Source organism: Almyronema sp., assembly GCF_052168255.1.
In the GTDB taxonomy this organism is placed as follows: Bacteria; Cyanobacteriota; Cyanobacteriia; order Phormidesmidales; family Phormidesmidaceae; genus Sphaerothrix; species Sphaerothrix epifaneia.
Map to the genome: position 1 here is coordinate 49,681 of NZ_JBQLZL010000105.1, position 12,214 is coordinate 61,894.

9 protein-coding genes are annotated in these 12,214 nt (G+C 51.3%); 4 read left to right on the forward strand and 5 right to left on the reverse strand.

What is annotated here, in order from left to right:
• Positions 1 to 124 precede the first annotated feature (124 nt).
• Entirely contained in the window at positions 125 to 1,192 is a 1,068-nt protein-coding gene (locus ACTS3T_RS22170) for a 3-deoxy-7-phosphoheptulonate synthase (protein ID WP_462935774.1), read from the reverse strand.
• A gap of 244 nt (positions 1,193 to 1,436) precedes the next feature.
• Here ACTS3T_RS22170 and ACTS3T_RS22175 point away from each other — a divergent pair, with 244 nt between their 5' ends.
• Positions 1,437 to 1,994 (forward strand): superoxide dismutase family protein, encoded by a 558-nt coding sequence (locus tag ACTS3T_RS22175; RefSeq protein ID WP_462935775.1) that lies wholly within the window; start codon positions 1,437 to 1,439, stop codon positions 1,992 to 1,994.
• A 40-nt stretch (positions 1,995 to 2,034) separates the two neighbouring features.
• On the opposite strand, the gene ACTS3T_RS22180 is transcribed toward ACTS3T_RS22175, so the two are convergent.
• The 3 genes from ACTS3T_RS22180 to ACTS3T_RS22190 form a co-directional block, all read right to left on the reverse strand.
• Complete coding sequence (locus ACTS3T_RS22180) at positions 2,035 to 2,337, reverse strand: DUF7734 family protein (RefSeq protein WP_462935776.1); 303 nt, start codon at positions 2,335 to 2,337, stop codon at positions 2,035 to 2,037.
• Positions 2,338 to 2,372: 35 nt separating this feature from the next.
• Entirely contained in the window at positions 2,373 to 2,969 is a 597-nt protein-coding gene (locus ACTS3T_RS22185; protein WP_462935777.1) for a DUF3177 family protein, read from the reverse strand.
• Between the two features lie 233 nt (positions 2,970 to 3,202).
• Positions 3,203 to 3,427 carry a CP12 domain-containing protein gene (locus ACTS3T_RS22190; protein WP_462935778.1) on the reverse strand — a complete coding sequence of 75 codons (225 nt, stop codon included), beginning with the start codon at positions 3,425 to 3,427 and terminating at the stop codon, positions 3,203 to 3,205.
• Positions 3,428 to 3,762: 335 nt separating this feature from the next.
• Here ACTS3T_RS22190 and ACTS3T_RS22195 point away from each other — a divergent pair, with 335 nt between their 5' ends.
• The 3 genes from ACTS3T_RS22195 to ACTS3T_RS22205 all read left to right on the forward strand — a co-directional run bounded on the left by ACTS3T_RS22195 (position 3,763) and on the right by ACTS3T_RS22205 (position 11,388).
• Entirely contained in the window at positions 3,763 to 5,028 is a 1,266-nt protein-coding gene (locus tag ACTS3T_RS22195; protein ID WP_462935779.1) for an FIST signal transduction protein, read from the forward strand.
• A gap of 14 nt (positions 5,029 to 5,042) precedes the next feature.
• Entirely contained in the window at positions 5,043 to 6,821 is a 1,779-nt protein-coding gene (locus tag ACTS3T_RS22200) for an ABC transporter substrate-binding protein (protein ID WP_462935783.1), read from the forward strand.
• Positions 6,822 to 7,371: 550 nt separating this feature from the next.
• The gene (locus tag ACTS3T_RS22205) at positions 7,372 to 11,388 is read left to right on the forward strand and encodes a magnesium chelatase subunit H (RefSeq protein WP_462935780.1); all 4,017 of its coding nucleotides are present in this window, start codon (positions 7,372 to 7,374) and stop codon (positions 11,386 to 11,388) included.
• Between the two features lie 160 nt (positions 11,389 to 11,548).
• Here the strand turns inward: ACTS3T_RS22205 and ACTS3T_RS22210 are convergent, their stop codons facing one another.
• Complete coding sequence (locus tag ACTS3T_RS22210) at positions 11,549 to 11,809, reverse strand: hypothetical protein (RefSeq protein WP_462935781.1); 261 nt, start codon at positions 11,807 to 11,809, stop codon at positions 11,549 to 11,551.
• Positions 11,810 to 12,214 lie beyond the last annotated feature (405 nt).

A 12,214-nucleotide genomic window follows, 5' to 3' on the forward strand; every position in this document is an offset into this window, starting at 1 on the left:
CGCTGCGAGACTGGCAAGGGGTAAACTGCCTGAAATTTGCCTTTCAGGCGGTGCCTCATCGAGTCTGTGGCTCAATGTCTCGCCGCGATCGCGCCGAAATTGTCAGCGCTAAAGGCGCAGTCGCCTAACGCACAGCCGCTTCTAGAGAGCAATCAACCGCTTCGGCTAAGGTTCGCAGCATGGTAGCAGTCGTGGCAAAATCGACGCAGGCATCTGTAATGCTCTGACCGTAAACTAGCTGGCTGCGGTCTTTTTGAATGGGCTGCTGTCCGGCGACTAGATGGCTTTCAATCATGACGCCTAACAGATGGCGCGAACCCGCTTTAAGCTGGCTGGCAATATCTTCTAGCACCGTCACCTGACGGTTGTGGTCTTTGTTGGCGTTGGCGTGGCTACAGTCCACCATGATTCGAGGATTGAGTTTCTGCTTAACCAACGCTTGAGCGGCTTGTTCAACCTGCTCAGCGCCGTAGTTGGGGCCGCTTTTGCCCCCTCGCAGCACTAGATGGCAGTCAGGATTGCCTGTGGTTTCGACAATGCTGGCTAGGCCGTGGTGGTTGATGCCCAAAAAGTGGTGAGGCTGACTGGCGGCTAGCATGGCGTTGATGGCGGCTTGTAGACTGCCATCGGTGTTGTTCTTAAAGCCAATCGGCATTGACAGCCCAGAAGCCATTTCTCGGTGGGTTTGGCTTTCGGTGGTGCGAGCGCCAATTGCAGTCCAGGCAATGACGTCGGCAATATACTGGGGCGTAATTGGATCGAGCAATTCTGTGGCGGCGGGTAAGCCGATGTGAGCCAGGTCTAGCAATAGCTTACGAGCAAGCCGCAACCCGGTGTTGATGTCGTAGCTGTTGTCTAAATGCGGATCGTTGATTAACCCTTTCCAGCCAATACTGGTGCGCGGTTTTTCAAAATAGACCCGCATGACAATTTCTAGCTGTTCTGAAAGTTCACTGCGCAAGGCTGTCAACTTTTGACCATATTCGTAGGCCGCTGCAACATCGTGAACCGAGCAGGGGCCTACAACAACTAACAATCGCCGATCTTCGTTATAAAGAATGTTGCGAATGCGATCGCGAGTTTCTGCAACTACCGCTGCCGCTGCGTCGGTCATGGGCAACTCATGGTGAATAAAGGCAGGGCTAATCAGGGGACGCGTTTCAACGACGTGTAGGTCTTGAGTTTTGTACATGGACTTAGGCAGCGTATTGGCAGCAGAATTTAACAAAATTTTCGTCGTGCTTAGGGTGAACCTTTTCTATTGTGAGTTGATTTTGAAATCTTAGTGAAGCGATTTGGCGATTATTGGCAAATTTTAATTTTGTTGTCTGATTAACCAAAATCGACTCGTTTTAACCTGATCACACCACCGCGATAGAAGACTTACGGCGGTGAAAGCGCTACCCTGGGCAGCAGAGGCTTGGAGAATGCAAACTATGAAAACCTGCTTTCGGCTGATACTCATTGCCGCGATCGCTTTGGCGTGCTGCTTGCCTGCACCAGCCGCTAGAGCCGCAGACATCTCAATTGATAACTATGCAGAAGCGATTATCTACAGCACTGCCGATCCTGAAATGACGCTAGGCTATGCCCAATTTCAAACCACCCATGAAGGACTCCAAATTCAGGCCAGTTTGCTAGGCACACCGACGGGCGCACATGGTTTTCACGTTCACACCACCGGAAGTTGCGCCGATGGCGGCCAAGCGGCGGCTGGACATTTCAATCCCGATGAGGTGCCGCACGGCTACCTGCCAGACGATGGCTTTGCCAACGCTCACGCTGGCGACTTGGGCAACATTACTATCGACGAAGCGGGTACGGGTACGTTGACCCTAGCGGTACCTGGACTAACGCTAACACAAGGTCGCTATGCGATCGCTGATCGAGCGGTAATCTTACATGCTGACCCCGATGATTTTGGTCAACCGACTGGAAATGCAGGCGGTCGTATCGGCTGTGGGGTCATTCAGCTCAGTCTAAACACACCTTAGTACCGTCTTCAGGCTGTTTCTAAACCGCTAGAGCCTGTGCCTATAAGCCAATTTCAGCGAGTAGCGGCTCAAATTCTTCCCAGGTTAAGCCTTGCGCAATATATTGCGGGGCAGTGGGTAAGTAAGGGCCACGTAAGCGATCAATCTCGATGATTTTGGCTTCTGGGGGCAATACGGGGACATCTGGATCAAAGGCGGTTGAGCGCACCAGCGAACTGGAAAATCCTCTAAAAATGAGCACTTCGTCTTCTTCGCCTGCTACCTCAGCGCGAACTCGCAAAACCTCTGCTGGACGCTTCAGCGTATATTGCTCTAGCTGCTGGCCGATCGATAGATCCCGCATTGCTGTTGGCCTCTAGTCGGGGGAGTCAGTGGGGGTTATTCGTAAGTGGCTGTGCGCCCCTGTTTGCCCAAGCGAAAGAAGACGAAATAGCCCAGGCTCAGTAGATAAACAATTAACCCGACAATTCCCAAAAAGCCCAAAAAGCCGTAGGTGGTGCCTGCATGAAAGAACGCCTTGTATAACAGCGGCGGTTCTAACCAGGTTTGGCACTCAGCGCCGTTAAAAGCCGCTCTTGAAAAGGCGCAACGCAAAAAGAAGATCTCAAAAATTGCGCCTGCAACGCTGTAAAGGGTCAGTGCCCAGCGCCAACCCGTAAAAGCCACTTTCAAAGGGGTGGAGCGCTGGTCGTCAATTTCTTCGTTGAGGTCTTGCCAAAACCACAGGCTCATGGGCATGAGCACGCGAGCCATAAGGGCGGTGATGAAGCTAAAGGCAAAGCCGCCAATCATCAAATAAACGGTAATTGCTAGCAAACTCGCGACTTTCCAGTAAATGGCTAGCAAATGCTGAATGGATTCTGATTTTTTGACAAAAGCCCAGATCAGCAACCCTAACGGCAAAATCACCGTGAAGACAACCGCTAAGCGATAGTCTGTCCAAACTAAGGCTCGCAGTACAGAAGGGGTAAACATAGATTTTGCTCACATACAGACACAAACGTGCGTTGGGGTCGTTGCTTGATGGGTTTGTCGTTGGCCACCCAAGCTATTTTCAGCCTATCACTGCTGCTTAGCAAGGGGGGTGTTGGCGCGATCGCCCTAAGCACGATAAAAGCTGAGCCTAAACCAGGCCCAGCTAAAAAATAACAGGATACAGTCCACTTCAATTAGCCAACTGTAGCTGCTACGTCGATTAAAACGACAGCTTAGTTGTCGTAGATGCGACACTCGTCAGCGTCAGGATTGTTGTCGCAGTACTCCTCAAAGGAGGTCTTTTTCTTCTTGCTAGAACGCTGGTGAGAGGCTTCTGCCTGAAGCTCTTCTACGGTGTCCCAAGCAACCGCGCACTCGGCGGAATCGCTGCCAGCTTCTGCACAGGCAGCCCGGGCTTTCTCAAGCTCTTGCTCAATTTGTGATTGAATATCGCTCATAGAATCTTTCCAAATTTAACAACGGTATAAAACCTTATAAGTCCTAGCCTTATTGTGGAACTTCACCAAATGCGATTAGATCCACCGCAAGACTCAAAAATCATGTGCAACTATAGTCTAACTTCTGCAAACAAGTCTAGCGGTATATAAAGCATCAGACAGAGTAGAAATACTTATTCATCTGTAAGAAGCTATAAATTTACCTGGCCGATGCCGCAGATAAGCCGAATATTCAGGTTTGAACAAGCTTTAGGACGCCCTGTAGTGTTAAAACAGACGGCTAAATTTTGGCAACCAGATCATAATTGTAGTGTATTAGGGAGGAGCGGGTGGCTATGGATACCTCAGCTAAACCAATGAAATGGGCTAGCGCCCTATCAACCCAGCCCTCGCTAGAAGCCGCTGTTGACGAGGTTGTAACTCAAGCAACTCAGCGGCTGCGGGCGGAACCAGATTTGGCTTTGGTTTTTATTTCGGCTGCGTTTGCCAGCGAGTTTTCCCGGCTGATGCCGTTGCTGCAAGCCCGCATTCAGGTACCCGTTTGGCTAGGTTGTAGCGGCGGCGGGGTAATTGGCATGGGGGCTGAAGGGGCTGCCATTGAGGCAGAAGGGCGTCCAGCTTTGAGCTTGAGTTTAGCTAGCTTGCCGGGGGTCGCGCTGCATAGCTTTCACTGCTCGGCGGCAGATTTACCCGATTTAGACAGCCCACCCGATCGCTGGAGTGAGCTGGTGGGGGTAGATCCGCAGTCGGAACCCCATTTTATTTTGATGGCAGATCCTTTTTCGGCTGGGATCAACGATTTGCTGCAAGGGCTAGACTTTGCCTATCCAGGAGCGGTGAAGATTGGCGGTTTAGCCAGTATCGGCAGTATTAATCGTAGCTGTGGCCTGTTTTGCCAGGGTGAGCTAATCGAAGAAGGGGTCGTGGGGGTGGCTTTGGCGGGCAATGTGGTGCTAGATGCGATTGTGGCGCAGGGGTGTCGCCCGATTGGTCAGCCTTACCGGGTGGCTGAAGGGGAGCGAAATGTGCTGCTGAAGCTGGAAACTGGCTCAGAGCTAGATCCGGTGACGAGCTTAAAAACGCCGATGGATGTTTTGCAAGATCTGTTTCAAAGTTTGGATGAAGCCGACCGCGAATTGGCGCAGCATTCTCTGTTTATTGGGGTTGAGCAGAGTGGCTTTAAGCCCCATTTAGAGCAGGGTGACTTTTTGATTCGTAATTTGATTGGCGTTGATCCTAAGGTAGGGGCGATCGCGATTGGCGATCGCGTGCGACCGGGACAGCGCATTCAGTTTCATTTACGCGATGCTCAAACCTCCGCCGACGACTTGCGCTTACTTTTAGACCGCTACCAAAGCCAGCACGACGACGAACCTAAAGCAGCGGGAGCGTTGATGTTTGCCTGCATGGGGCGAGGTGAAGGATTGTACGACGAAGCTAACTTTGATTCTGGCGTCTTTAGCCGCTATTTTGAGCAGACGCCAATCAGCGGCTTTTTCTGCGGTGGTGAAATTGGCCCCATTGGTGGAACGACGTTTCTCCATGGCTATACATCCGTATTTGGTATTTGCCGTCAGCCGGAGCCAGCCGCTCAGTCGTGAAGAGACAAGATGTGATGAACGGGTTTAAGCGTTGGTTGCGGCTGGGCTGGGTTGTGGTGCTGGCGATCGCCTTGAGTAGCTGTCAGTCTCTGCTGGTGAAGTCTGATGTGGCGCAAAGCTCACAGATTGTGGTGGATGTTCTTAGCGATCCTGAAACCTTCAACTATGCCCTGAGTCGTCAAAGACCTAATATTTTTCCGCTCACCTTTGAAGGGCTAACCAGCGTTAACGGTTTGACCGCCGAAATTGAACCTGAACTGGCTGAATCTTGGGAGGTTTCAGCCGATCAGCTACATTTCACGTTTACCCTGCGGCAAGATCTGAAATGGTCAGACGGAGAACCGCTAACGGCTGACGATGTAGTGTTTACCTACGAGCAGGTAATTTTCAACCCTGATATTCCCAGCGGCGTTGCCGATATGCTGCGAATTGGTCAGAGTGGTCAGTTTCCTACCCTGCGCAAGCTCAGCGATCGCCAGATCGAATTTACCTTACCCGAACCCTTTTCTCCTTTTTTGCTCTCGACAGCAGGCGCTCCAGATGGCGTCGCCATTTTGCCCAAGCACGCTCTTGCCGCTGCCGTCGAAACTAAAGATGCTTCTGGTAGCCCTGTTTTCTTAACCACCTGGGGCACCAATACCCCCCCGGATCAAATAATTGGCAATGGGCCTTATCGCCTCAGCCGCTACGTGCCCAACGAACGCGTTGTGTTTGAGCGCAACCCTTATTACTGGCGTAAAGACGCCAGCGGTACCCCTCAGCCTTATATCGATCGCTATATTTGGCAAATTGTTGAATCGACAACGGCTTCTTTAATTCAGTTTCGCTCTGGGGGGACGGATGCTATTGGCGTATCTGCCAATGAGTTTGCTTTGCTCAAGCGCGAAGAAGAACGCGGCAATTTCAAAATTTATAACGGTGGCCCTGCTTTTGGCACGACGTTTCTTAGCTTTAACCTCAACCAGGGTAGCCGCAACGGTAGACCCCTGGTAGATCCGGTTAAATCTAGCTGGTTTACCCAGGTGGCGTTTCGTCAGGCGATCGCCTACGCCCTCGATCGCCAAACCATGCTCAACAACTTGTTTCAGGGCTTAGGGCAACTCCAGCATTCACCCATCGATATTCAAAGTCCCTTTTATCTGCCACCAGAACAGGGTCTTAAAACCTACGACTACAATCCCGACAAGTCTAGAGCGCTGCTGCAACAGATCGGGTTTCAGTACAACGCCGCTGGCCAACTGCTAGATGCTGACGGCAACCGCGTTCGCTTTACCCTAATTACCAATGCAGGCAACAAACTCCGAGAAGCGATGGGGGCACAAGTCAAGCAAGACCTCAGCCAAATTGGCATTCAGGTCGATTTTCAGCCGCTTGACTTTAGCGCACTGGTGGAAAAATTATCGACTTCTCTAGACTGGGACTGCTATTTGCTAGGGTTTACAGGCGGTATTGAACCCAACGATGGCGCTAACGTCTGGCTACCCAACGGCAACCTGCATCCGTTTAACCAAGCCGCCCAACCCGGACAAGACCCGATTGAAGGCCGCATTATCTACGACTGGGAGCAGCAAATTGGCGATCTCTACATTCAGGCTGCTCAAACCTATGACCTAGCCGAGCGCAAAGCCCTCTACGCTGAAACCCAGCGCTTAACGCAAGAATATCTTCCCTTTATTTACCTGATTAACCCCCTCTCGTTAGCCGCCGTCCGCGACCATATAGAAGGGGTGCAGTTTTCGGCGCTCAAAGGCATCTTTTGGAACATTTATGAAATTCAGGTTGCTCAACCCTAGGAGACAGGGTTAAAAGACGGCGTTGCTACGGCTGGGTGAGGGCAAAAGGTGGTGATGACTGATTAGCTTTGCCAATAGGTTTAATTGGAAAAACTAATTCAGATGAAAAAGTTTTCAAATCGTATTTTTTTGCAGAAGAATTATTTTTAATTTTTAGATACAATTCTGTGAGTGTTCAATCTCTAAAACCGTTAACTTTGTTTACAAATATTGAGATTGTTTATGTCGAATTGTGTCACATAATCGCTCAAGTCCTGAACTGGCAAGGATTTTCTGATACAAAGTCTTTTAGGCTAATTGTTTAAGACTAGAGATTTAAGCGCTTTCTTTTAGCTTTGAAAGATGTACTTGTAAAGTTTCTAATCGCTTTAGTGAGAAAGCTTTTCTTTTCTGATGTTTGATCGCAAACGTATCTAAACATATTTGGCTTTTGAAACTGGCTTCCGGCTTTATTGAGCCAATCTGGTGATTTTGGTGACTGAGGCGAAGTTGTTTTCCTGAGTCGTTGACTGAACTAGACCTGAGAGTACGCATCAAGGAGTTTTACTGCATGTTCACCCACGTCAAGCCCACTGTCCGACACATTGCTCCCGACGATTTAAAGGGCCGGACTTTGGTGAAGGTGGTCTATGTCGTGTTAGAGCCTCAATATCAAAGTGCCCTGTCGGCTGCGGTGCGATCGATTAACGAGAGCAATGCCCACATGGCTGTTGAAGTCAGCGGCTACTTAATTGAAGAGTTGCGCGATCCAGGCAATTATCAGGCTTTTCAGGCGGATGTGGCTGAGGCCAATATTTTCATTGCTTCGCTGATTTTTATTGAAGAACTGGCTGAAAAAGTGGTGGCTGCGGTACAGCCCCACCGCGATCGCCTGGATGCGGCTGTTGTTTTTCCCTCCATGCCTCAGGTCATGCGGCTGAATAAGCTGGGCAGCTTTTCGATGGCGCAGTTGGGTCAGTCTAAAAGCGTGATTGGCGAGTTTATGAAAAAGCGTCGCCAAAAGCAGGGAAGCGGCTTTGAAGACGCCATGCTGAAGCTGCTGCGGACGCTACCGAAGGTCTTAAAGTATCTGCCCGTTGAAAAAGCCCAGGATGCGCGTAACTTCATGCTCAGCTTTCAATACTGGCTGGGCGGTTCTAAAGACAACCTGGAAAACTTCTTGGTGATGCTGGCCGATCGCTATGTCTTCAAAAAAGACGAAACTTCGGCTCAAAAGCCCACTGCTTTGCAGTATCAAGATCCGGTTACTTACCCTGATATGGGGATCTGGCATCCGCTAGCGCCGACGATGTTTGAGGATTTAAAAGAATACCTCAACTGGTTTAAGTCGCGGCGTGATATCGCCGATGACCTCAAAGATCCGCTAGCCCCCTGTATTGGTCTGGTGTTGCAGCGTACTCACCTGGTTACCGGAGACGATGCCCACTATGTCGCCATTGTGCAAGAACTGGAGTACATGGGAGCGCGGGTCGTCCCTGTTTTTGCTGGCGGATTAGACTTTTCTAAGCCTGTTGAAGCTTACTTCTTTGATCCGCTCAATCCTGAAAAATCAATTGTGGATTCGGTGGTGTCGCTCACAGGGTTTGCCCTGGTGGGTGGCCCCGCGCGTCAAGACCATCCCAAAGCGATCGAGGCGCTAAAGAAGCTCAACCGCCCTTATATGGTGGCGCTACCGCTGGTTTTCCAAACGACTGAGGAGTGGGAAGAAAGCGATTTAGGGCTGCACCCGATTCAGGTGGCGCTGCAAATGGCAATTCCTGAACTTGATGGCGCAATTGAGCCAATTGTGATGTCGGGGCGCGACGGCATGACCGGACGAGCCATTTCGCTGCAAGACCGGGTAGAAGCGATCGCCCAGCGAGCGATGAAATGGGCCAACTTACGCCGCAAACCCAAGCTCGACAAAAAACTGGCCATTACCGTTTTTAGCTTTCCGCCGGATAAGGGCAACGTCGGAACCGCTGCTTACCTGGATGTGTTTGGCTCTATCTACAAAGTGATGGAAGCCATGAAGCAAAATGGCTACGACATTCAAGACATACCCGCATCGCCAGAAGCGCTGATGCAGGAAGTGATTCACGATGCCCAGGCGCAATATGCTTCACCAGAACTCAACATTGCCTACCGGATGTCGGTGCTGGAGTATGAACGGCTGACGCCTTATTCGGTGAATTTGGAAGAAAACTGGGGGCCGCCGCCGGGAAATCTCAACACGGATGGTCAAAACTTGCTGGTCTATGGCAAAGCGTTTGGCAATTTGTTTATTGGGGTGCAGCCGACTTTTGGTTACGAAGGCGACCCGATGCGGCTGCTATTTTCTCGTTCCGCTAGCCCGCACCACGGCTTTGCTGCTTTTTATACCTACCTAGAGCAAATCTGGAAAGCGGACGCGGTGCTGCACTTTGGTACTCACGGTTCTTTAGAATTCATGCCCGGTAAACAAATGGGCATGTCGGGGGCTTGCTACCCAGACAACTTGATTGGCACCATCCCCAACCTTTACTATTACGCTGCCAACAACCCCTCTGAAGCTACGATCGCTAAGCGTCGCAGCTATGCCGAAACCATTAGCTACCTGACCCCCCCGGCTGAAAACGCCGGACTCTACAAGGGACTTAAAGAACTCAGTGAACTGATTGGCTCTTACCAAACCCTCAAAGAGGGGGGGCGAGCGGTGCAAATCGTTAACGCCATTATTGAGCAAGCCCGCATTTGCAACCTCGACAAAGATATTGCTGAGCTAGCCCAAGATGCAGACACCGCATTGGATGCGGCTAATCTGTCGGCTGAACAGCGCGATAACCTCGTCGGCAAGGTCTACATTAAGCTGATGGAAATTGAGTCGCGGCTGCTGCCCTGCGGTTTGCATGTTATTGGTAAGCCGCCGAGTGCTGAAGAGGCGATCGCTACTTTGGTTAACATTGCCGGACTCGATCGCGAAGAAGAAGGCATCAAGAGCCTACAGCGGATCATTGCCGAAAGTCTAAATCGCGATATTGACGAAATTTATAGCAACAGCGATCGCGGTGTTTTAGCCGACGTGCAACGGCTCTACGACATCAATAACGGCGTTCGGGCGGCTGTCGCGGCTCTGGTGCATGAGCAAATCGACGCCGAAGGTCGCGTTTCGATGGTGTCGCGGCTCAACTTCCTCAATATTGGCCGCAAAGAACCTTGGGTAAAAGCGCTGCACGAAGTTGGCTATCCTCAGGTCAATACCGAAGCGCTGAAGCCGCTGATGGAATACCTGGAGTTTTGCCTAGAGCAAATTTGTGCTGACAATGAGCTAGGCGCTTTGCTACAGGCGCTCGAAGGCGAATATGTGCTTCCTGGCCCCGGCGGTGACCCTATTCGCAACCCGGATGTGCTGCCAACAGGCAAAAACATTCACGCCCTTGATCCACAGTCAATTCCAACGACGGCAGCGGTACAGTCGGCCAAAATTGTAGTCGATCGCCTGCTAGAGCGGCAGCGGCAAGACAACGGCGGCCATTACCCCGAAACCATTGCCAGCGTTCTTTGGGGAACAGACAACATTAAAACCTACGGTGAGTCGCTGGCGCAGATTCTCTGGTTTGTGGGGGCGAAGCCTGTGCCAGATGCGTTGGGGCGGGTAAACAAGCTAGAGCTACTTTCGCTAGAAGAACTGGGTCGGCCTCGAATTGACGTAGTGATTAACTGCTCTGGGGTTTTTCGCGACCTGTTCATTAATCAAATGGCGCTGCTAGATAAAGCCATCAAGATGGCGGCAGAAGCCGATGAACCGCTAGAGATGAACTTTGTGCGCAAGCATGCGATGCAGCAGGCAGAAGAAATGGGTATTTCGCTGCGGCAGGCGGCGACTCGCGTTTTCTCGAATGCGTCGGGTTCTTATTCGTCAAACATTAACCTGGCGGTAGAAAACAGCACTTGGGAAGACGAAGGCGAACTGCAAGAGATGTATTTGACCCGCAAGTCTTTTGCCTTTAACTCCGACAATCCCGGCATGATGGATCAGTCGCGTCAGGTGTTTGAAGCCAGCTTAAAAACGGCTGATGTCACCTTTCAAAACCTGGATTCTTCAGAAATTTCGCTGACGGATGTTTCTCACTACTTTGACTCTGACCCGACTAAGGTTGTCGCTAAGCTGCGGGGTGATGGCACTAAGCCTGCGGCCTATATTGCCGATACGACGACGGCAAACGCGCAGGTGCGAACCCTGTCTGAAACGGTGCGGCTAGATGCCCGTACCAAGATGCTCAACCCCAAGTGGTATGAGGGAATGCTCAGCCACGGCTACGAGGGAGTACGGGAGCTATCCAAGCGGTTGGTGAATACGATGGGCTGGTCAGCTACGGCTGATGCGGTGGATAATTGGGTCTATGAAGATACCAATGCTACGTTTATTCAAGATGCCGAGATGTGTAAGCGGCTGATGGATCTCAACCCCAACTCTTTTCGCCGGATGGTGTCTACGCTGCTAGAGGTCAACGGTCGCGGCTACTGGGAAACCAGCGATGAAAATATTGAACGGCTACAATCGCTGTATCAAGAAGTGGAAGACCGCATTGAAGGGATTGACGATTAAGTTTTTGGCTTGATTGCGTGCTGAGGGTGGGCGTTTAGCCCACCTTTTTTTGTTTTGGTCAGCATGTGGGGGCTGAGCCAGTTGCTAAAGCGGCTGAGGGCAAGGCTGACCTTCTACCCTTTGCCTATAGCTACAAACAGCCCCCTAGTTAGCGGGTTGGCTATGCCAGCCGCACCAGCTTAACCAGCAGGCTCATCACATGGCCGGGGTCAGGGGTGATGATGATTTGGTTGCTGGGGATGCTGATGGCGTTTGTCCAGCGGGCGGACTCGGCATATTGCAGGGCGTGGAGTTGGCGCTTGGTGCGATCGACTAAAAGCGGTGGGCCGATCAAAATATGGCGAATCGGTTGGCGGTCGTCGTCGCTGGAGTGGGTTGGCTCAGTGGGGATGGGCTGAGCGATCGCGTGAGATTGAAACATAGCGTTTCTCCTGGTTTTTGGGTTTGCAGTTCCCCGGTGGCAGGCGCAAATGCTAGACCCTGTTCAGCCTCCCTGGGTTAGGGAAGCTGTTGACAGAGGGGCTATGGGTTTGCTTCGCCCGGTGGGGAAGAAACCCAAAAATTTGCCGCCCCGTTTACCAGAATGTTGCAAGCCGGGGCGGCTGGAGTAAAATACCCCAAGCCCTGTCCGGACTGGTCTCTTCAGTCTGGCTGGGTTAGAGGCCCGTTGTTGTTGCTGCAACTTCGGGTCTCGCGCGGACAAATTTTTGGGACTAACGCAGGCACTTGGACGTTTTTTGATCACCTACGTTAAGCCCACAGATTAGCGTGTCTGTGGGTTTGAGTCAATATTGCTGCCAAAGGGCGATCGCCTTTCTCTGTTACT